General features: G+C 69.1%; 22 protein-coding genes and 1 pseudogene. 6 read left to right on the top strand and 17 right to left on the bottom strand.

All coding sequences use genetic code 11. From position 1 onward, the window contains the following. From ACWD0J_RS32685 to ACWD0J_RS32670, 4 genes and pseudogenes are all read right to left on the bottom strand, one after another. Nucleotides 1–352, bottom strand: a pseudogene (locus tag ACWD0J_RS32685) (hypothetical protein); the annotation flags it as partial. A gap of 264 nt (nucleotides 353–616) precedes the next feature. Further along, nucleotides 617–940 (bottom strand): STAS domain-containing protein, encoded by a 324-nt coding sequence (locus ACWD0J_RS32680; RefSeq protein WP_031040714.1) that lies wholly within the window; start codon nucleotides 938–940, stop codon nucleotides 617–619. Nucleotides 941–1114: 174 nt separating this feature from the next. Then, entirely contained in the window at nucleotides 1115–1963 is an 849-nt protein-coding gene (locus ACWD0J_RS32675) for a 3-hydroxyacyl-CoA dehydrogenase family protein (protein ID WP_451499475.1), read from the bottom strand. A 145-nt stretch (nucleotides 1964–2108) separates the two neighbouring features. After that, entirely contained in the window at nucleotides 2109–2750 is a 642-nt protein-coding gene (locus ACWD0J_RS32670; RefSeq protein WP_451499474.1) for a TetR/AcrR family transcriptional regulator, read from the bottom strand. Nucleotides 2751–2829: 79 nt separating this feature from the next. Here ACWD0J_RS32670 and ACWD0J_RS32665 point away from each other — a divergent pair, with 79 nt between their 5' ends. From ACWD0J_RS32665 to ACWD0J_RS32655, 3 genes are read left to right on the top strand one after another with little or no spacing between them, the layout of a single operon-like run. Then, a complete protein-coding gene (locus ACWD0J_RS32665; protein WP_451499473.1) occupies nucleotides 2830–3612 on the top strand; it encodes an ATP-binding cassette domain-containing protein in 783 nt (260 codons plus the stop codon). A 12-nt stretch (nucleotides 3613–3624) separates the two neighbouring features. Beyond that, nucleotides 3625–4374 carry an ABC transporter permease gene (locus ACWD0J_RS32660; RefSeq protein ID WP_451499472.1) on the top strand — a complete coding sequence of 250 codons (750 nt, stop codon included), beginning with the start codon at nucleotides 3625–3627 and terminating at the stop codon, nucleotides 4372–4374. 13 nt (nucleotides 4375–4387) lie between these two features. Beyond that, nucleotides 4388–4960 carry a cob(I)yrinic acid a,c-diamide adenosyltransferase gene (locus tag ACWD0J_RS32655; protein WP_451499471.1) on the top strand — a complete coding sequence of 191 codons (573 nt, stop codon included), beginning with the start codon at nucleotides 4388–4390 and terminating at the stop codon, nucleotides 4958–4960. 3 nt (nucleotides 4961–4963) lie between these two features. On the opposite strand, the gene ACWD0J_RS32650 is transcribed toward ACWD0J_RS32655, so the two are convergent. Continuing rightward, complete coding sequence (locus ACWD0J_RS32650; protein WP_451499470.1) at nucleotides 4964–5167, bottom strand: DUF5708 family protein; 204 nt, start codon at nucleotides 5165–5167, stop codon at nucleotides 4964–4966. After that, the gene (locus ACWD0J_RS32645) at nucleotides 5164–5751 is read right to left on the bottom strand and encodes a hypothetical protein (protein WP_451499469.1); all 588 of its coding nucleotides are present in this window, start codon (nucleotides 5749–5751) and stop codon (nucleotides 5164–5166) included. Before ACWD0J_RS32645 ends, ACWD0J_RS32650 begins: the two co-directional genes overlap by 4 nt. 152 nt (nucleotides 5752–5903) lie before the next feature. Here ACWD0J_RS32645 and ACWD0J_RS32640 point away from each other — a divergent pair, with 152 nt between their 5' ends. The 3 genes from ACWD0J_RS32640 to ACWD0J_RS32630 all read left to right on the top strand — a co-directional run bounded on the left by ACWD0J_RS32640 (nucleotide 5904) and on the right by ACWD0J_RS32630 (nucleotide 9820). After that, complete coding sequence (locus ACWD0J_RS32640) at nucleotides 5904–7130, top strand: sensor histidine kinase (protein ID WP_451499468.1); 1227 nt, start codon at nucleotides 5904–5906, stop codon at nucleotides 7128–7130. Next, the gene (locus ACWD0J_RS32635) at nucleotides 7127–7777 is read left to right on the top strand and encodes a response regulator (RefSeq protein WP_451499467.1); all 651 of its coding nucleotides are present in this window, start codon (nucleotides 7127–7129) and stop codon (nucleotides 7775–7777) included. The genes ACWD0J_RS32640 and ACWD0J_RS32635 overlap by 4 nt, the downstream gene beginning before the upstream one ends. A 216-nt stretch (nucleotides 7778–7993) precedes the next feature. Beyond that, on the top strand, nucleotides 7994–9820 hold the full coding sequence (locus tag ACWD0J_RS32630; protein WP_451499466.1) for a glycosyl hydrolase family 18 protein: 1827 nt from the start codon (nucleotides 7994–7996) through the stop codon (nucleotides 9818–9820). A 66-nt stretch (nucleotides 9821–9886) separates the two neighbouring features. On the opposite strand, the gene ACWD0J_RS32625 is transcribed toward ACWD0J_RS32630, so the two are convergent. From ACWD0J_RS32625 to ACWD0J_RS32575, 11 genes are all read right to left on the bottom strand, one after another. Further along, the gene (locus tag ACWD0J_RS32625; RefSeq protein ID WP_451499465.1) at nucleotides 9887–10333 is read right to left on the bottom strand and encodes a DUF2550 domain-containing protein; all 447 of its coding nucleotides are present in this window, start codon (nucleotides 10331–10333) and stop codon (nucleotides 9887–9889) included. 144 nt (nucleotides 10334–10477) lie between these two features. Next, nucleotides 10478–10852 carry a F0F1 ATP synthase subunit epsilon gene (locus tag ACWD0J_RS32620; RefSeq protein ID WP_451499464.1) on the bottom strand — a complete coding sequence of 125 codons (375 nt, stop codon included), beginning with the start codon at nucleotides 10850–10852 and terminating at the stop codon, nucleotides 10478–10480. A 116-nt stretch (nucleotides 10853–10968) separates the two neighbouring features. After that, nucleotides 10969–12405 carry a F0F1 ATP synthase subunit beta gene (atpD, locus tag ACWD0J_RS32615; protein WP_451499463.1) on the bottom strand — a complete coding sequence of 479 codons (1437 nt, stop codon included), beginning with the start codon at nucleotides 12403–12405 and terminating at the stop codon, nucleotides 10969–10971. Beyond that, the gene (locus ACWD0J_RS32610) at nucleotides 12405–13325 is read right to left on the bottom strand and encodes a F0F1 ATP synthase subunit gamma (protein ID WP_451499462.1); all 921 of its coding nucleotides are present in this window, start codon (nucleotides 13323–13325) and stop codon (nucleotides 12405–12407) included. The genes atpD and ACWD0J_RS32610 overlap by 1 nt, the downstream gene beginning before the upstream one ends. A gap of 20 nt (nucleotides 13326–13345) precedes the next feature. Continuing rightward, nucleotides 13346–14938, bottom strand: coding sequence for a F0F1 ATP synthase subunit alpha (gene atpA, locus ACWD0J_RS32605; protein WP_451499461.1), 1593 nt, complete (start codon nucleotides 14936–14938; stop codon nucleotides 13346–13348). Nucleotides 14939–15062: 124 nt separating this feature from the next. Then, the gene (locus ACWD0J_RS32600) at nucleotides 15063–15878 is read right to left on the bottom strand and encodes a F0F1 ATP synthase subunit delta (protein ID WP_451499460.1); all 816 of its coding nucleotides are present in this window, start codon (nucleotides 15876–15878) and stop codon (nucleotides 15063–15065) included. Beyond that, the gene (locus tag ACWD0J_RS32595; protein WP_451499459.1) at nucleotides 15875–16423 is read right to left on the bottom strand and encodes a F0F1 ATP synthase subunit B; all 549 of its coding nucleotides are present in this window, start codon (nucleotides 16421–16423) and stop codon (nucleotides 15875–15877) included. Before ACWD0J_RS32595 ends, ACWD0J_RS32600 begins: the two co-directional genes overlap by 4 nt. Before the next feature lie 40 nt (nucleotides 16424–16463). Next, nucleotides 16464–16700 (bottom strand): ATP synthase subunit c family protein, encoded by a 237-nt coding sequence (locus tag ACWD0J_RS32590; RefSeq protein WP_015657805.1) that lies wholly within the window; start codon nucleotides 16698–16700, stop codon nucleotides 16464–16466. A 71-nt stretch (nucleotides 16701–16771) separates the two neighbouring features. Next, complete coding sequence (atpB, locus tag ACWD0J_RS32585; protein WP_451499476.1) at nucleotides 16772–17539, bottom strand: F0F1 ATP synthase subunit A; 768 nt, start codon at nucleotides 17537–17539, stop codon at nucleotides 16772–16774. Between the two features lie 273 nt (nucleotides 17540–17812). Then, nucleotides 17813–18250 (bottom strand): hypothetical protein, encoded by a 438-nt coding sequence (locus tag ACWD0J_RS32580; protein ID WP_451499458.1) that lies wholly within the window; start codon nucleotides 18248–18250, stop codon nucleotides 17813–17815. A gap of 282 nt (nucleotides 18251–18532) precedes the next feature. Next, the gene (locus tag ACWD0J_RS32575; RefSeq protein WP_451499457.1) at nucleotides 18533–19879 is read right to left on the bottom strand and encodes an MraY family glycosyltransferase; all 1347 of its coding nucleotides are present in this window, start codon (nucleotides 19877–19879) and stop codon (nucleotides 18533–18535) included. Nucleotides 19880–19965 lie beyond the last annotated feature (86 nt).

Raw genomic sequence — 19965 nt, 5'->3', positions numbered from 1 at the left:
GGTGTGCTGTTCCGATCGGGCCCGGCCCGGGCGGGACCGGCGGCCGGGCCGCGCGGGCGGCCTCGGCGCGTTCGGCCGCCGTCAGCCTCTCGGGCCGGCCGGGGCGTTCTCCCGGCGGGCAGACCTCTATCTCGCTGCCGTCGACGGGATTGACGGTGAGCAGGTAGTCGCCCGTGACGAGCTGCACGGTGCGGGCCGGTGCGGGCGCGTGCGGTGCGAAGTCGGATGTCAGGGAGTCCCTGGACGGGCGCGGGCGCGGCGTGGAGCCTGCCCCGGTCTCGAATCTGCTCGACCGGGAGGTGTCCCCATCGTCGTGGCCGTACTCCTCGGGTCCCCGGTTGTTCGGGTCCATAGGTCAAGCCCCCCAAAAGCGTCGTGTGCCAGCTCCGGCCCCTTCCGGCCTGTTGCACACCGCGCTGTCGCTTCTGGTCCGGGCCCGCTCAAGGGTTGTCACGCAGCGGGCGACCGAACCCTAAACCTTCGCACAGTATCTACGACAGCCCGGGGTCCCGCGCCGTCCGAGACGTCACAGTCTCGTGAGGATTGCGAACGTCGTACGATTCGCGGGGTACCACGCGGGTCTCCCCCGCCCACCGGACCACACCTGTGCCGGAGGTCACACCCGGGGCAGCGACTCCACGCCGATGCCGCCCTCGATCGCGAGGATGCGGTGCAGTCGCGTGGCGACGAGCAGACGCTGCATCTGCGGCGGTACGTCGCGCAGCACCAGCCGTCGGCCGCAGCGGCCGGCCCGCCGGTGCGCCCCCATGATCACCCCGAGTCCGGTGGCGTCCCAGGAGTCCAGCTCGGACAGATCCAGTACCAGATCGCCGACTCCGTCGTCGACGGCCGAGTGCAGGACCGTACGGGCGTCCGCCGCGCTGCGGACGTCGAGGCGGCCCCCGACGACCAGCTCGGCGTGGTCGCCCCTGATGTACATATGCGCTCCCCTGTGCGTGCCTGCCGTGCTCCGCGAATGTGTTGCCTTGCCGTGTGCCAGGTGATGCAACCTCTGACGGACTTCGACGTTCAGAGGTTGCCGTCCGTAAGCGAACCGATACCGAATTCACCCAAGGGTGTGATGCACCAGGGGGCGTGTGCGGTTTCCAGGTTCTCAGTGCTTGTAGAAGCCCTGCCCGCTCTTGCGTCCGATGTCACCGGCGTCCACCATCCGGCGCATCAGCTCCGGCGGGGCGAACTTCTCGTCCTGGGACTCGGTGTAGATGTTGCCGGTGGCGTGCAGGAGGATGTCGACGCCGGTCAGGTCCGCCGTGGCGAGCGGGCCCATGGCGTGGCCGAAGCCCAGTTTGCAGGCGAGGTCGATGTCCTCGGCGGTGGCCACGCCCGACTCGTACAGCTTGGCCGCCTCGACGACGAGCGCCGAGATGAGACGGGTCGTCACGAAGCCGGCCACGTCCCGGTTGACGACGATGCAGGTCTTGCCGACGGACTCGGCGAACTCCCGGGCGGTGGCGAGGGTTTCGTCACTCGTCTTGTAGCCGCGCACCAGCTCGCACAGCTGCATCATCGGGACCGGCGAGAAGAAGTGCGTGCCGACCACGCGCTCCGGGCGCTCCGTCACGGCCGCGATCTTGGTGATCGGGATGGCGGAGGTGTTGGAGGCGAGCACGGCGTCGTCACGGACGATCCTGTCGAGGGCGCGGAAGATCTCGTGCTTGACGTCGAGCTTCTCGAAGACGGCCTCGACGACGATGTCCGCGTCGGCGACGGCGTCCAGATCGGTGGTCGCGGTGATCCGGGCGAGGGCGGCGTCGGCGTCGTGCGCTTCCAGCTTGCCCTTGCCGACGAACTTGTCGTACGAGGCCTTGATGCCGTCGGTGCCCCGCTTGAGCGCCTCGTCGGTGACGTCGCGCAGGACGACGTCCCAGCCCGCCTGCGCGGAGACCTGGGCGATACCGGAACCCATCAGGCCGGCGCCGATGACGGCAAGCTTCCGTGCCACTGTGCGACTCCCCTTTGACTGCACACAAGCGCTCACACGCTGTTCAGAATTGCCTCTTCGGCGGACCCTAGCGCCCGTGAGGGGCGGTGTGACCGGTAAGTAACGCGCGTCACGTCTCATCTGACGGACATCACACCGACGCGGGTCATACGACGCCCCGTACGGCGTAGTTGAGCACCTTCTCGCTCAACAGCTCCTCGATGTCGTCGAGAAGCAGGAGCACCTCTCGTGATACTTCGTCCGGATTGCGCCCGGTCATCATCTCGCGTCCGATGACGGACATCACGGTCTGGTGCACCCAGGCGACCTGACCGGCGATCAGGCCCGGCATCGGGTCGTCCGCCGGGGCGCCGGTCTCCTCGCGCAGGGCCTCCTCCAGATTCTCCAGGACCTCCTGGCCGATCGCCCACAGCCGGGAGCGCAGCGCGGGGGCGTCGTGGATGACCCGCATGAAGCGGGAGTAGCCGGAGAACAGCCCGAGGCGGGGCGAGACGGCCTCGACCTCGTCGCGCAGTTCGCGCAGGACCGCGGCCGCCGCGGACTCGCCGGTGCCGCGGGCGCGCACCCAGCGGGCGAGCCGGTCGACGACGCCCGCGGACCGGTCGAGGAAGAGGTCCTCCTTGGCCGGGAAGTAGTTGTAGACGGTGTTCACGGAGACGTCGGCCGCCTCGGCGATCTCGGCGACGGTCACCGCGTCGAACCCGCGCTCGACGAACAGTCCGGTGGCGACGTCCGAGATGTACTGCCTGGTCTGCCGCTTCTTCCGTTCCCTGAGTCCCTCAGCCATGCCCCGATCCTAGCTTCGCTGGGCTCCCTTGGAATTTGGGGTCGTTGCAAAATTTCAGGGACTCTGTTTTTCTGGGGCCATGGCAATCATCAGTACGGCCGGCCTGGCCCGTGCCTTCCGGACGAAGAACGGTCCGGTCGAGGCCGTGCGCGGCGTCGACCTCACCGTCCGCGAAGGGGAGATCCTCGGCTTCCTGGGCCCGAACGGGGCCGGGAAGACCACCACCCTGCGGATGCTCACGACCCTGCTGGCGCCCACCGGCGGCGCGGCCACCGTCGCCGGACACGACCTGGCGGCCGACCCGGCCGGGGTGCGGCGGGCGTGCGGCTACGTCGCGCAGTCCGGCGGGGTCGACCCGCAGATCACCGTGCGGGAGGAACTGGTCACCCAGGGCCGCCTGTACCGCCTGACGAGAGCCCAGGCGGCCCGCCGCGCCGAGGAGTTGGCCCGCGACCTGGACCTCACCGGGCTGCTCGACCGCCGGGCGGGCACGCTCTCCGGCGGCCAGCGGCGGCGCCTGGACATCGCGATGGCCCTGACCCACCGCCCGAAGGTCCTGTTCCTGGACGAGCCGACGACCGGCCTGGACCCCGGCAGCCGCGCCGGCCTGTGGGACCTGGTCCGCCGGCTGCGCGACGAGCACGGCACGACCGTCTTCCTGACCACCCACTACCTCGACGAGGCCGACGCCCTCTCCGACCGCCTGGTCGTCGTCGACCAGGGCGTGGTCGTGGCCGAAGGCACCCCGAGCGCGCTGAAGCTGACGTACGGCGGCTCGATCGACGCGAGTCTGCAGGACACGTTCCTCGCCATCACCGGCCGCGGCCCGGAGCCGGCCGACGCCACCCCCGTAGCCGTATAGGAGTCCGAGACGATGCTGCTCCACGACACGGCCCTCATCTACGGCCGCTACCTCCGCCAGTCCCTGCGCTCCCGCTTCGCGCTGCTCTTCGGCATGCTGATGCCGCTGCTGTATCTGCTCTTCTTCGGCCCGCTGCTGACGAATCTGCCGCTCGGCGGGCGGGGCAGTTCGTGGCAGCTGCTGGTTCCCGGACTGCTGCTCCAACTCGCGCTCTTCGGAGCGTCGTTCGCGGGTTTCTCGGTCATCGTCGAGAACGGCCAGGGCGTGATCGAGCGCATGCGGGTCACCCCCGTCAGCCGCCTGGCGCTCCTGCTCGGCCGCGTGCTGCGCGATGCCACGGTGTTCGTCTTCCAGGCCGTGCTGCTGGTGCTGGCCTCGGTGGCGATGGGCCTGCGCGCACCCCTGGCGGGCATCCTGATCGGCTTCGCGTTCGTCGCGCTGCTCAGCGTGTCGCTGGGCGCGCTGTCGTACGCGCTGGCGATGAAGGTCCGCACCCCGGGAGAGTTCGGCCCCACGGTCAACGCCCTCAGCATGCCGTCCATGCTGCTGTCCGGCCTGATGCTCCCGATGACCCTCGCCCCCGGCTGGCTGGACGTCCTCTCCCACTTCATGCCGTTGCGCTATCTGGTGGACGCGATGCGGGACGCGTACGTCGGCTCGTACACCTCGGCGGCCATGCTGTACGGCGTCCTGGTGGCCGTCGGCCTGACCGCGCTGTCCGTGACGGTGGGCACACGGGTCTTCCGGACGGCCGGCGCGTAACTACGCTGGCCTCATGGTCAATCTGACGCGCATCTACACCAGGACCGGCGACCAGGGCACCACCGCCCTCGGCGACATGAGCAGGGTCGCCAAGACCGACCTCAGGATCGCCGCGTACGCCGACGCCAACGAGGCGAACGCGGTGATCGGCACGGCGGTCGCGCTGGGCGGCCTGGACGAGGAGATCGTCACCGTCCTCGCCCGCGTCCAGAACGACCTCTTCGACGTGGGCGCGGACCTGTCCACGCCGGTGGTGGAGAAGCCGGAGTTCCCGCCCCTGCGGGTCGAGCAGTTCTACGTCGACAAGCTGGAGGCGGACTGCGACCGCTTCAACGAGCGGCTGGACAAGCTCCGCTCCTTCATCCTGCCCGGCGGCACCCCGGGCGCGGCCCTGCTGCACCAGGCGTGCACGGTCGTCCGCCGGGCCGAGCGCTCGACGTGGGCCGCGCTGGAGGTGCACGGCGAGACGATGAACCCGCTCACCGCGACCTACCTCAACCGGCTGTCGGACCTGCTGTTCATCCTGGCGCGGACGGCGAACAAGGACGTCGGCGACGTGCTGTGGGTGCCGGGCGGGGAGCGCTGAGGCTCAGCTCGGCCCGGAGCCGGACGAGGCGCGGACCGCCCGGTACAGGCCCGTCGCGACGAGCGCGCCCCCGACCCACATCATCACCACACCGACCTTCGTCAGGGTGACGACCGGGACCTCCACCTCCCCGCCGGCCAGCCGCAGCACCAGGCCGGCCACGAAGGTGCCGGCCCCCTCCAGCAGGTTCCTCGACGGCCTGTTCATCGCCCGACGCGCTCCTTCGGGACGTTCACCCGGCGCTTTGGCCCGGCGTCGGCCGGGGCCTTCTTCGGCCAGATCGTGCAGGACAGCGCGATCAGGCCGTGGATGCCCACGGCCCGCCAGGCGGCGTAGCGCCAGCTCTCCAGGGAGCCGGTGCGGGAGGGGTCGCCGACGTACCAGATGGCGATCTGGAGGAGAGCGGTCGCCACGGCCGCGGCCAGCACCGAGCCCAGCCACACCGTGCCCTCGTGCCGGGCCCGGGCCATCCCGTGGCGCGGCGCCCCGGCCGGCTTCGGCGCACCCGCCAGCCGGTGGGCGGCGTGGCCGTCGAGCCACTTCACGGTGCGATGGCCGTGGCCGGCCGTGTAGCCGATGTACAGCGCGGCCAGCCCGTGCTTCCAGCTCGGGTCGGCCCCGTTCTTCAGGTCCAGGGCCGTGACGACCAGCAGCACGATCTCCAGGAGGGGCTCGCACAGCAGCAGGGCCATGCCGGTGCGCGGCATGCGCAGCAGGTACCGGAAGGCCAGCCCCGCGGCCAGCAGCACCCAGAACCCGATCTCACAGACGATGATCAACGTGACGATCACGACGCGCTCCTCTCGGTCACCCTTCCAGGCTCCCGTGAGGACCGGCCCGCTTCGTCGTCGGCGATGACGAAGCGGCGGTACATCGAAGGATGCAGCGCCAGACCGTCCCCGGGCATCAGGCGTCCGGGGCGCGGTCCGTGTTGGATGGGGACATGGCTCCCGGACTGCCCCGCCCGCACCGGTTCGACGTGTGTGTCGCGGCAGCCGGGCTGCTCGGCGGGCTGCTCCTGTGGGGCATCGGCCTGGGCACCCGGCCGGCCGACGAACCGATCGTGCTCCTCGACGGCCGCTGGCCGCTCCTGGTGCCGCTCGCCGTGACGGCCGGCTGCGAGCTGCTGCGCCGGACCGCCCCGCGTACGGCCCTGCTCGTCGGTACGGCCGCGCTGGTCCTGGACACGGTCACCCGGGGCAGCCTGTTCACGATCCTGATGTACACCGACCTGATGTACGCGGCCGTCCTGTACGGCCCGCCCTCCTCGGCCCGCCGCATCCCCTGGATCACCGGGCTGCTGACGGCGGCCGGCGCGCTGGTGCCGTTCGCGGTGTGGCGGGTGCCCGAGGCCCTGCTGATCGGGGTGGCCGTCGGTGTCGTGTCGTTCGCGCCCGCGGCCACCGGTCTGATCGTGCGCAACCACCGGGACGCAGCCGACGCCGCCCGGCTGCGCGCCGAACAGACCGCGCTGCTGGCCGAGATGGACCGCGCTCAGGCGGTGACCGCCGAACGCGCTCGCATGGCCCGGGAGTTGCACGACATGGTCGCCAACCACCTCTCCGCCATCGCCATCCACTCCACGGCCGCGCTCTCCCTGGACGACCCGTCCGTCTCCCGGGAGGCGCTCGGGGTGATCCGCGAGAACAGCGTGGCGGGCCTGGCCGAGATGCGACGCCTGATCGGGATCCTGCGCGACGGCGACGACGAACCTGTCGCGACCCCGACCCTGCGAGGGCTCCCCGCCCTGGTCGACGGCGCCCGCGCCAACGGCCTGGACGTCGTCCTCGACATCGCCCTCGACCTCGCCCTGGACGCCGTGCCCGACGCCGACGGGGTGCCCGCCCCGGTCGAACTCGCCGCGTACCGGATCGTGCAGGAGTCCCTCACCAACGCCCTCAAGCACGCCTGCCCCGGCCGCGTCACCGTGGCCCTGGCCCACCGGCAGGACACGCTGACCGTCACCGTGACCAGCCCCTACGGCGACCGGGACGGGCCGCGCGCGCCCGGCTCCGGCGCCGGGCTGGTCGGCATGCGGGAGCGCACGGCCCTGCTGGGCGGCAGTTTCGAGGCCGGCCCCGTCCGGGACCCCGCCTCGGCTCACGGCACGATCTGGACCGTCCGCGCCACCCTGCCCCTGACCGACAGCGCCCAAGGAGAGTCCGCATGATCCGCGTCCTCGTCGCCGAGGACCAGTCCGCCGTACGCGCCGGACTCGTCCTGATTCTGCGCAGCGCCCCCGGCATCGAGGTGGTCGGTGAGGCGGTGGACGGTGAGCAGGCGGTGGCGCTGGCCCGCGAGCTGCGGCCCGACCTGGTGCTCATGGACATACAGATGCCGCGCGTGGACGGGGTGTCGGCGACCCGGCGGGTGGTCGCCGAGGGCCTGGCGGACGTGCTCGTCCTGACCACCTTCGACCTCGACGAGTACGTCTTCGGGGCGCTGCGGGCCGGGGCCGCCGGGTTCCTGCTGAAGAACACGGAGGCGAAGGACCTGGTGGAGGCGGTCCGCACGGTGGGCCGCGGGGAGGGGCTGATCGCCCCGGCGGTCACCCGGCGGCTGATCGCGGAGTTCGCCGCCAAGCCGGTACGGCAGCCGACCGCCGACCCCGCGGTGCTCGACACGCTCACCCGGCGCGAGCGCGAGGTGCTGGCCTGCCTCGGCGGGGGGCTGTCCAACGCCGAGATCGCGGCCCGGCTCGACATGGCCGAGGCGACCGTGAAGACGCACGTCAGCCGCCTGCTGGGGAAGCTGGAGCTGCGCAGCCGGGTGCAAGCCGCGGTGCTCGCGCAAGAGTTGGGTATTCAAGCGATGTGATCGCAGTGGTCCAGACCTATTGACCTGTGGTCCAGACCTTTCTATTCTCGCGGCACCGTGGGCGTGAAGGCTCAGTCGCGCCCCCAACCCCCCGCCAAAGGCGCGCGACGGTGTCGAGAGTGCGAGCGCGCGGAGGCCCGAAGGGCTGAGCACGGTCGTGCTCTCGACACCGGCTGCAGCGCGCCGGAGGCGCAAAATGAAAAGAGGAGGCGCAGCATGCGCTTCAGACACAGAGCCGCGGCCTTGTTCGCGACGCTGATGCTCCCCATCGCCGGCCTGGTCGGCCTCGCGAGCCCCGCCCAGGCCGCGACGTCCGCCACCGCCACCTACACCAAGGCCTCCGACTGGGGCACCGGATTCGAAGGCAAGTGGACGGTGAAGAACACCGGCACCACGGCCCTCAGCTCCTGGACCGTCGAGTGGGACTTCCCCTCCGGCACGTCCGTCGCCTCCGCCTGGGACGCCGACGTCACCTCCTCCGGCACCCACTGGACCGCCAAGAACAAGTCCTGGAACGGCTCCCTCGCCCCCGGCGCCTCCGTCTCCTTCGGCTTCAACGGCACCGGCACCGGCTCCCCCGCCAACTGCAAGCTCAACGGCGGCAGTTGTGACGGCGGCCCCACGGTCCCCGGTGACGCGGCCCCCTCCGCGCCCGGCAGGCCCACCGCCTCCGCCGTCACCGACACCTCGGTGAAGCTGACCTGGAGCGCGGCCACCGACGACAAGGGCGTCAAGAACTACGACGTCCTGCGCGACGGTGCGAAGATCGCCACCGTGACGACGACCTCGTACACCGACAGCGGTCTCACCGCCGGCACCGACTACTCCTACACCGTCCAGGCCCGTGACACCGCCGACCAGACCGGCCCGGTCAGCGCGGCGGTCGCGGTCCGCACCACCGGCGGCACCACGGAACCCCCGCCGACCGGCGGCAAGGTCAAGCTCGGCTACTTCACCGAGTGGGGCGTCTACGGCCGCAACTACCACGTCAAGAACCTGGTGACGTCCGGCTCGGCCGCCAAGATCACCCACATCAACTACGCGTTCGGCAACGTGAAGAACGGCCAGTGCACGGTCGACGACACCTTCGCCGCCTACGAGAAGGCCTACACCGCCGACCAGTCCGTCAGCGGCACCGCCGACACCTGGGACCAGCCGCTGCGCGGCAACTTCAACCAGCTGCGCCAGCTCAAGGCCAAGTACCCGCACATCAAGGTGCTGTACTCGTTCGGCGGCTGGACCTACTCCGGCGGCTTCGCGCAGGCCGCGGCCAACCCGGCGGCGTTCGCCAAGTCCTGCAAGGCGGTCGTCGAGGACCCGCGCTGGGCCGACGTCTTCGACGGCATCGACATCGACTGGGAGTACCCGAACGCCTGCGGCCTGACCTGCGACACGTCCGGCCCGGCCGCGTTCAGGACCCTGTCCCAGGCGCTGCGTTCGGAGTTCGGCTCGAACTACCTGGTCACCGCCGCCATCACGGCCGACGGCTCCGCCGGCGGCAAGCTCGACGCGGCCGACTACGGCGGCGCCTCGCAGTACCTCGACTGGTACAACGTGATGACGTACGACTACTTCGGCGCCTTCGACAAGGACGGCCCGACCGCCCCGCACTCGCCGCTCACCTCGTACCCCGGCATCCCGGCCGCCGGCTTCAACTCCGCCGACGCCATCGCGAAGCTGAAGGCGAAGGGCGTCCCGTCCGCCAAGCTGCTGCTCGGCATCGGCTTCTACGGCCGCGGCTGGACCGGCGTCACCCAGTCCGCCCCCGGCGGCGCGGCGACCGGCCCGGCACCCGGCACGTACGAGGCGGGCATCGAGGATTACAAGGTGCTCAAGACGTCCTGCCCGGTCACCGGCACCATCGCGGGCACGGCGTACGCGCACTGCGGCAGCAACTGGTGGTCCTACGACACCCCGTCGACCATCGCCGGGAAGATGACCTGGGCCAAGAACCAGGGCCTGGGTGGCGCGTTCTTCTGGGAGTTCAGCGGCGACACCGGCAACGGGGAGCTGGTGAACGCCATCGACAGCGGCCTGAAGTAACCGCCGCAGCACAGGGGCTCCCCCGGACCTGGTCCGGGGGAGCCCCACCCACGTGAGCGAACGCGGCTACGCCACGTTCACCCGCTGTCCGGGTGGGGCCGCCTCCAGCCACGCGAGGAAACCGGTCAGCGCGTCCTCGCTCATCGCGAGCTCCAGACGCGTGCCCCGGTGCAGACAGGTGAGGACGATGTGGTCGGAGATCAGCGCCAGCTCCTCCTCGTCCTCGGGAACCCGGCGGCCGGCCACCTCGATCGCGGAGCGTTCCAGGACGCGGCGCGGACGGGGTGAGTACGAGAAGATCCGGTACCACTCGATGCGGTCGCCGTTGTAGCGGGCGACGCCGTAGCTCCAGCCCTTGCCGCTGGTGTCGGGTTTCTCCGGCACGTCCCAGCGCAGGCTGCAGTCGAAGGTCCCGCCGGAACGCTGGATGAGCCTGCGGCGCAGGCCGAAGACGAACAGTCCTACGACCACCAGGGCCACGACCAATCCGCACACAGTCAGAGCGAGGACCATCGACACCGACCTCCTCGTCTCCTCGGTTACGGATTTCTCGGTAACGGAATGGAAAAAACACCCACATCTGCCTCAGCCGCGACTGGTACCGGATCGCTCCGGTTCCAGCCGCGGCTGAGTGACGTCATCGCACAACGCGCTGGTTCAGCGCGCTGCCGCCGCCCGCAGTCGTACGTCCGCACGACGCTCGGCGTGGGCGTCGCCCTCCGCCTTCGCGCGCTCGAGCTCACGCTCCGCGCGCTGGACGTCGATCTCGTCCGACAGCTCGGCGATCTCCGCCAGCAGCGACAGCTTGTCGTCGGCGAACGAGATGAAACCGCCGTGCACCGCGGCGACGACCGTTCCACCGCCACTCGTACGGATGGTCACCGGGCCCGACTCCAGCACACCGAGCAGCGGCTGGTGACCGGGCATGACGCCGATGTCGCCGGACGTGGTGCGCGCGACGACCAGGGTGGCCTCGCCGGACCAGACCTCTCGGTCGGCCGCGACCAGCGCGACGTGCAGCTCAGCAGCCAAGGTGGCTCCTCGGGTCACCACCCGGCGGGTCTGCCGGGTGTTGGTTACAAGTCTAGTAGGCGTGGATGAGGGGGCGGGACGCACCCGCCCCCTCAGACGAACTCAGCGCTCCGCGGTCAGGAGACGCCCAGCTCCTTCGCGTTCTTCTTGAGGTCCTCAAGACCACCGCACATGAAGAACGCCTGCTCCGGGAAGTGGTCGTACTCGCCGTCGCAGATCGCGTTGAAGGCCCTGATCGACTCCTCCAGCGGAACGTCCGACCCGTCGACGCCGGTGAACTGCTTGGCGGCGTGGGTGTTCTGGGACAGGAAGCGCTCCACGCGACGGGCACGGTGGACGACGAGCTTGTCCTCCTCGCCGAGCTCGTCGATACCGAGGATCGCGATGATGTCCTGGAGGTCCTTGTACTTCTGCAGGATCGTCTTGACGCGCATGGCGCAGTCGTAGTGGTCCTGCGCGATGTACCGCGGGTCCAGGATGCGGGACGTGGAGTCCAGCGGGTCCACGGCCGGGTAGATGCCCTTCTCGGAGATCGGACGGGAGAGAACCGTCGTCGCGTCGAGGTGGGCGAAGGTGGTGGCCGGGGCCGGGTCGGTCAGGTCGTCCGCGGGGACGTAGATCGCCTGCATCGAGGTGATCGAGTGACCGCGGGTCGAGGTGATGCGCTCCTGGAGGAGACCCATCTCGTCGGCCAGGTTCGGCTGGTAGCCCACCGCGGAGGGCATACGGCCGAGCAGGGTCGAGACCTCGGAGCCGGCCTGCGTGAAGCGGAAGATGTTGTCGATGAAGAACAGCACGTCCTGCTTCTGCACATCGCGGAAGTACTCCGCCATGGTCAGACCGGCCAGGGCCACGCGCAGACGGGTGCCCGGGGGCTCGTCCATCTGGCCGAAGACAAGGGCGGTCTTGTCCAGAACGCCGGACTCTTCCATCTCCGCGATGAGGTCGTTGCCCTCACGGGTGCGCTCGCCGACGCCCGCGAAGACGGAGACGCCCTCGTGGAGGTTGGCGACACGCATGATCATTTCCTGGATCAGCACGGTCTTGCCGACACCGGCACCACCGAACAGACCGATCTTGCCGCCCTTGACGTACGGGGTGAGAAGGTCGACGACCTTCAGGCCGGTCTCGAACATCTCGGTCTTGGACTCGAGCTGGTCGAACGCCGGGGCCTTGCGGTGGATGGTCCAGCGCTCGCCCTCGTAGGTCTCGTCGGTGTTCAGGACCTCACCGAGGGTGTTGAACACCTTGCCCTTGGTGAAGTCGCCGACCGGCACACTGATGCCCGAGCCGGTGTTCGTCACCGCGGCCTGGCGGACCAGACCGTCGGTGGGCTGCATCGAGATGGTGCGGACCAGGCCGTCACCCAGGTGCTGGGCGACCTCCAGGGTCAGCGTCTTCTTCTTGCCGGCGTCGGCCGGGTCGGCCACCTCGACATGAAGGGCGTTGTAGATCTCCGGCATGGCGTCGACGGGGAATTCCACGTCGACGACCGGGCCGATGACCCGGGCGACGCGGCCCGTGGCAACGGCCGTCTCAACTGTCGTCGTCATTACCTGTCACTCCCCGCGGTCGCGTCGGCCAGGGCTGCGGAGCCACCGACGATCTCGCTGATTTCCTGGGTGATTTCGGCCTGTCGGGCCGCGTTGGCAAGTCGGGAGAGCGAAGTGATCAGATCTCCCGCGTTGTCGGTCGCCGACTTCATCGCGCGGCGGGTGGCCGCGTGCTTGGAGGCGGCCGACTGGAGCAGCGCGTTGTAGATACGGCTCTCGACGTACCGCGGCAGGAGGGCGTCGAGGACGTCCTCCGCCGAGGGCTCGAAGTCGTACAGCGGAAGGATCTCGCCCTTGGCGGGCGTATCCGTCTCCGCCACCTCGTCGAGACGGAGCGGCAGCAGGCGGCTGTCGACCGCCGTCTGCGTCATCATCGAGACGAACTCGGTGTAGACGATGTGGAGTTCGTCCACGCCGCCGTCCGCCGTGTCCTTCTCGATGGCCTCGATCAGCGGGACGGCGACCTTCTTCGCGTCCGCGTACGAGGGCTCGTCGGTGAAGCCCGACCACGACTCCGCGACCTTGCGCTCACGGAAGTTGTAGTGGGTCAGACCGCGGCGGCCGACGATGTACGTGTCGACCTCCTTGCCCTCGGCCTCAAGACGGACGGTCAGCTGCTCCGCCGCCTTGATCGCGTTGGAGTTGAAGGCGCCGGCCAGTCCGCGGTCACTCGTGAGGAGCAGCACCGCGGAACGGGTCGCCGTCTCCGCCTCCGTGGTCAGCGGGTGCTTGGTGTTCGATCCGGTTCCGACCGCCGTGACCGCGCGGGTGAGCTCGGTCGCGTACGGCGTGGAGGCCGCCACCTTGCGCTGCGCCTTGACGACGCGCGAGGCGGCGATCATCTCCATCGCCTTGGTGATCTTCTTGGTCGCGGTGACGGATTTGATGCGACGCTTGTAGACCCGGAGCTGGGCTCCCATGAGTCAGGTCCCTTCCGTCGTCACTTGCCCGCAGCGGCAGGGGTGTCCTCGCCGAGCAGCTTGCCGTCCGACGTCTCGAACTGCTTCTTGAACTCCGCGACGGCGTCACTCATGGCCGTGATCGTGTCGTCCGACATCTTGCCGCCCTCCTTGATGGAGGTCATGAGGCCCTGCTCCTTGCGGTGCAGGTACTCCAGGAGCTCCTTCTCGAAGCGGCGGATGTCGTTGACCGGGACCTCGTCCATACGGCCGGTGGTGCCGGCCCAGATGGAGACGACCTGGTCCTCGGTGGCCATCGGCTGGTACTGCGGCTGCTTCAGCAGCTCGACCATCCGCTGACCGCGCTCCAGCTGCGCCTTCGACGCGGCGTCCAGGTCGGAACCGAAGGCGGCGAACGCCTCCAGCTCACGGAACTGGGCGAGGTCCACGCGGAGCCGGCCGGACACCTGGCGGATCGCCTTGTGCTGCGCGGAACCACCGACGCGGGAGACCGAGATACCGACGTTCAGAGCCGGACGCTGACCGGCGTTGAACAGGTCGGACTCCAGGAAGCACTGGCCGTCGGTGATGGAGATGACGTTGGTCGGGATGAACGCCGAGACGTCGTTGGCCTTGGTCTCGACGATCGGCAGACCGGTCATCGAACCGGCGCCCATCTCGTCCGAGAGCTTGGCGCAGCGCTCCAGCAGACGGGAGTGCAGGTAGAAGACGTCACCCGGGTAGGCCTCACGGCCCGGCGGACGGCGCAGCAGCAGCGACACGGCGCGGTAGGCGTCGGCCTGCTTCGACAGGTCGTCGAAGATGATCAGGACGTGCTTGCCCTCGTACATCCACTGCTGGCCGATGGCCGAGCCGGTGTACGGGGCCAGGTACTTGAAGCCGGCCGGGTCGGACGCCGGGGCGGCCACGATGGTCGTGTACTCCAGCGCGCCGGCCTCGTCCAGGGCGCCCCGCACGGAGGCGATGGTCGAGCCCTTCTGGCCGATGGCGACGTAGATGCAGCGGACCTGCTTCTTCGGGTCGCCCGAGCGCCAGTTGTCACGCTGGTTGATGATCGTGTCGACGGCCAGGGCGGTCTTGCCGGTCTGGCGGTCACCGATGATCAGCTGACGCTGGCCACGGCCGATCGGGGTCATCGTGTCGACGGCCTTGTAGCCGGTCTCCATCGGCTCGTGCACCGACTTACGGGCCATGACGCCCGGGGCCTGCAGCTCCAGGGCACGGCGGCCGGACGTCTCGATCTCGCCGAGGCCGTCGATCGGGTTGCCGAGCGGGTCGACGACGCGGCCGAGGTAGCCCTCGCCGACAGCCACGGACAGGACCTCGCCGGTGCGGGTGACCGGCTGCCCCTCCTCGATGCCGCTGAACTCACCGAGGACGACGCAGCCGATCTCGCGCTCTTCCAGGTTGAGCGCGAGGCCGAGCGTGCCGTCCTCGAACTTCAGCAGTTCGTTGGCCATGGCCGAGGGCAGCCCCTCGACCTTCGCGATGCCGTCGCCGGCAAGGGTGACCGTACCGACCTCCTCGCGCGAGGCCGCGTCCGGCTTGTACGACTGGACGAAGTTCTCCAGCGCGTCCCGGATCTCCTCCGGCCGGATCGTGAGCTCCGCCATCTGGGTTCCCTGCTCTCCTTGTTGGGCCCGAAGTTTCACTTTGGGGGTCTGGGGGCGACCCCCAGGATTCTTCTGCACGGCCCAACATGGGCCGTAATAAGTACGTACTGCTATGAAGTTGGGGCTAGCTCGCCAGTCGGCGGCCGGCGTCCTCGATGCGGTCCGCGATGGAGCCGTTGATGACCTCGTCACCGACCTGCACCCGGATCCCGCCGAGGACCTCGGGGTCCACATCGAGGTTGAGGTGCATCGTGCGGCCGTAGAGCTTCGCGAGGGCGGCGCCCAGGCGCTGCTTCTGCGGGTCGCTCAGCGGAACCGCCGAGGTGACGATCGCCACCATGCGGTCCCGGCGGTCGGCGGCGAGCTTGGACAGGGACTCGAGTCCCGCTTCCAGGCTACGTCCCCGCGGCGCGGTCACAAGGCGCGTCACCAGACGCTCGGTGGTCGCTTCGGCCTTGCCGCCGAGCAGACTGCGCAGCAGCTCGCTCTTGGCCGCGGTGGTGGCCTTGCGGTCGGTCAGCGCGGCGCGCAGCCCGGTGTTCGACGTCACGATCCGGCCGAACCGGAACAGCTCGTCCTCGACGTTGTCGAGCCGGCCCGCCTTCTGCGCGGCGGTCAGGTCGGCGAGAACGGCCAGCTGCTCCACGGCGTCCACCAGGTCGCGCGACTGCGACCAGCGGGAACGCACCAGGCCGGACACCAGGTCGACGGTCGTGCCGCCGACCTGCGAGCCGAGCAGGCGCCGGGCCAGCTCGGCCTTGCCCTCTCCGGACTGCGCCGGGTCGGTCAGGACCCGACGCAGCGACACCTCGCGGTCGAGCAGCGCGGTCACGGCGGCCAGCTCGTCGGCGAGCGTGCCGGCGTCCACGGACGTGGAGTCCGTCAGCGCGTCGAGACGCTCACGTGCGGCTGCCAGGGCATCGCGGCTCGCTCCGTTCATCGGCTGGCCTCGGCCTTCTCCTCGAGCTCGTCGAGGAAGCGGTCGATGACACGGCTCTGCCGGGCGTGGTCCTCGAGGGACTCGCCGACGAGCCGGCCGGCCAGGTCGGTGGCGAGCTTGCCGACGTCCTGGCGCAGCGCGGAGGAAGCGGCCTTGCGGTCGGCCTGGATCTGGGCGTGACCGGCGGCGACGATCTCCTCGCGCTGCCGCTGGCCTTCCGCGCGCATCTCGGCGATGAGCGTGGCGCCCTGCTCCTGCGCCTCCTGGCGCAGCCGCGCGGCCTCGTGACGGGCCTCGGCGAGCTGAGCCTTGTACTGCTCAAGGACGCTCTGGGCCTCGACCTTCATGGCGTCGGCTTCTTCGATGCCGCCTTCGATCGCCGCGCGACGCTCCTCCAGAACCTTGTTGATGTTCGGAAGCAGCTTCTTCCAGAAGAAGAAGAACACGATGGCGAAGGCGATGGTGCCGACGAGCAGCTCGGGGCCCGGAGGCAGGAGCGGGTTCTGCTCCTCCTCGGCCGCCAGCTGTACCAGGTTGGCGATCACATCAGTGCCTTTCGTCGAAACGTGCCGGTGTAAGGGGTGCTTACTTACCGAACACGAACGGCATAACGATGCCGATGAGGGCGAGCGCCTCACAGAAGGCGAAGCCGAGGATCTGGTTGGCACGGATCAGGCCGGCGGCCTCGGGCTGACGGGCCAGGGCCTGGGTGCCATTACCGAAGATGATGCCGACGCCGACGCCAGGGCCGATCGCGGCCAGGCCGTAACCGATGGAGCCGAGCGAACCGGAGACGGCGGCGAGGGTCTCAGTGGCAGCCATGCTGATTCTTCCTTCTCTTTACGGACCGGTGGGAGTTGGTCACCGGACGATCAGGGTGGGTGGGGCGGGACTCAGTGGTGCTCGGCGAGAGCGCCCTGAATGTACGAACAGGCCAGCAGGACGAAGACGTACGCCTGGACGGCCTGGACGAAAAGCTCGAAGAGGATCATGACCATGGTCATGATGAAGGAGACACCGGCGGCGGGGATCATCCAACTGTTCAGCAGGTACCAGGAGGCGACCGTGAACATGACCAGCATCAGGTGCCCGGCGAACATGTTGGCGAAGAGCCGGACGGCGTGGGTGAACGGGCGGACGATCAGGTTCGAGAAGAACTCGATGACCATCACGAGCGGCAGCACCGGGCCGAGCGACTTGTCGTAGCCGGTGACGTTCTTGAAGAAGCCCACGAATCCGTGGCGCTTGAAGGTCACCGAGACCCACACCACGTACACCAGGGCGGCCAGCACCGCGGGGAACGCGATGATCGACGACACCGGGAACTGTGCGAGCGGGATCACGGACCAGATGTTCATGATCCAGATGAAGAAGAACAGCGAGACCATGAGCGGAACGTACTTTTCGCCCTCCCGCTTTCCGAGGGTCTCGTAGACGATGCCTCGGCGTACGAAGTCGTATCCGGCTTCGCCCACCATCTGCAGCTTGCCCGGCACCACCTTCGCCTTGCCGAAGGCCGCCCAGAAGAACCCGATGACGAGAACAGTGGTGATGAGCGCGAGCAGCATCACCTTGTTGAACTCGAACCCGCCGACCGTGGCGATGGGCTGGAACAGGAACGAGTGCAGGCCCGGAGCCGGGAAGCCACACCCGTCGGACATGATCCGACAGCTCCAGTCAAAGGCGAGCTGGGTCTGGTCAGCACTCACCGCGGGCTCCTTCGGCGTGACGCATAGGTACGGCAACCTCGTTGTGTCGGCGCGGCACACAGCCGCGGGTCGGCACTGGACAGGTGTTACGGATGTGGGGGCGGCTGTCGGGCATCAAGCCTCGCGATTGAGCAGGCGTCAGCTCAGATGCCCGCGCCCGCGATGCCGCAGTTGGCACCGGACGATAGCAGGAGATCTCACACGCCTTTATCCCGGCCCTACCCCTCACGACGAGGACCCTGACTTCTCGGGCTTGTCGCTCTTCTCGGGTTCCGGATCGATGTAGAAGATCTTGACCTTCATGTGCGCACGGGCCTGTGCGGCCATCCACACGACGGTCGCCACGACCAGCGAGATCGCGAACGCCTTCGGGCTGAAGAGAGACGTGTCCTTGAAGAGGGCCACGAAGATCATGAGGAGCAGGAGTTGAGCCACGTAGAGCATCAGCCCCATGGCCTGGAACAACTGCGGAAGCGTTTTGGCCGTCCACTGCAGGACGTAGAGGCCGATTCCCATGAAGAGGACGGCCAGCAGAGTGCCGACGGCCGCACCGATCGCACCCTCGCCACCGGCGACCACACCGCTGACGGCGACGGTGACCACGCCGACCGCAGCCGTGGGCACGGCGGTCTGCAGTAGGTTCCGGACGTCGTTGGACGGCATGGCGGCAACTCCGCTTTCGCAGGGGGGCAGGGGTGTCGTCATGGACGAGCGTAGTCCCCGGGCCGAGTGTCGAGACCTCGCGCCAATGGACCGTCGCACTGCGGTCCTTCGGCTCTATCCGGGGTTCTCGTGAACCGTATCACAAACTATTTGATGCGGTCTTTACCAAGTGGGTGTGCCCGGTGTCACACATGAGAGTGACACTGCGCGTCTGTGCGGGAACCGGGGTGACTTGTCTGGTATTGGGGAGCTTTGCTTCCCCACGACTTGGCAATGCTCTAGTCAGATTCTTACCTTGTCCCCGTCAGCGCGAGGTCCCGGCTTCCGCCCTTCCAGGACGCGCGAACGGGCACCGAGGGCGGTCGCCCCGTTGACACCCGCCACTCCCGCCGCCACCGGGGCGCGGCTCTCCTCCTCCGCCGCCGAGGACGCCGACGCCAGCTCCTCCACGGTGGCCTCGCCGCGCCGGCGGTAGCGCGGCGGCACCAGGTGCTCGGCCCAGCGCGGGGCGCGCGGGGTGAAGCGGGGCAGCAGGAGCAGGATCAGTCCGATCGCGCTGAGGAACACGACACTGAGCACGATCCACATGGACGCCGAGTTGACCGAGTAGGCGAGCGCGCCGAAGGCGATCAGCGCGGACCAGAAGTACATGATCAGCACCGCGCGGCTGTGCGAGTGGCCGACCTCCAGCAGGCGGTGGTGCAGGTGGCCCCGGTCCGCCGCGAACGGCGACTGGCCGCGCCAGGTGCGGCGCACGATGGCCAGCACCAGGTCCGCGGCCGGGATCGCGATGATCGTCAGCGGCAGCAGCAGCGGGATGTACACGGGGACCGTCTGGTGCACGGCCGCCTGCTCGGACCCGGCGAACAGCTTGAGCGCGTCCGGGTCGACCTGCCCGGTGATGGAGATGGCGCCGGCCGCCAGCACCAGGCCGATGAGCATCGAGCCGGAGTCACCCATGAAGATCCGCGCGGGGTGCATGTTGTGCGGCATGAAGCCCAGGCACATGCCCATCAGGATCGCCGCGAACAGCGTGGCCGGGGCGGCGGCCTCGATGCCGTACGACACCCAGACGCGGTAGGCGTACAGGAAGAACGCGGCCGAGGCGATGCACACCATGCCGGCCGCGAGGCCGTCGAGGCCGTCGACGAAGTTGACGGCGTTGATGGTGATGACGACGAGGGCGACCGTCAGCAGGGTGCCCTGCCACTGGGTCAGCGCGACCGAGCCGACGCCCGGGATGGGCAGCCACAGGATGGTCAGACCCTGCATGACCATCACGCCGGCCGCGATCATCTGCCCGCCCAGCTTGATCAGGGCGTCGATCTCGAACTTGTCGTCCAGGACACCGATCAGCCAGATCAGGGCCGCGCCGGAGAGCAGGGCGCGCGGTTCGTTGGACTTGGAGAAGACCTCGTTGAGGTTGGCGAGGTGGTCGGCGACCAGCAGTCCCGCGCACAGGCCGAAGAACATGGCGATCCCGCCGAGCCTCGGAGTGGGCTCCCGGTGCACGTCACGGGCCCGGATCTCCGGCATCGCCCCGGCCACGATCGCGAACTTCCGTACCGGCCCTGTCAGCAGATACGTCACCGCGGCCGTGATGCAGAGCGTCAGCAGGTATTCACGCACGGGCTTCCCCACAGGTCTCGCTGGCCATCACAGCCCCACACACTAGCGATGCACGCTTACGGTTGGGGACTTCCGGGTAGCGACGA

This window comes from Streptomyces sp. NPDC003011 (assembly GCF_053591515.1).
Note: the sequence above shows the minus strand (reverse complement) of the source record. Positions and strands in the feature narration are given on the sequence as shown.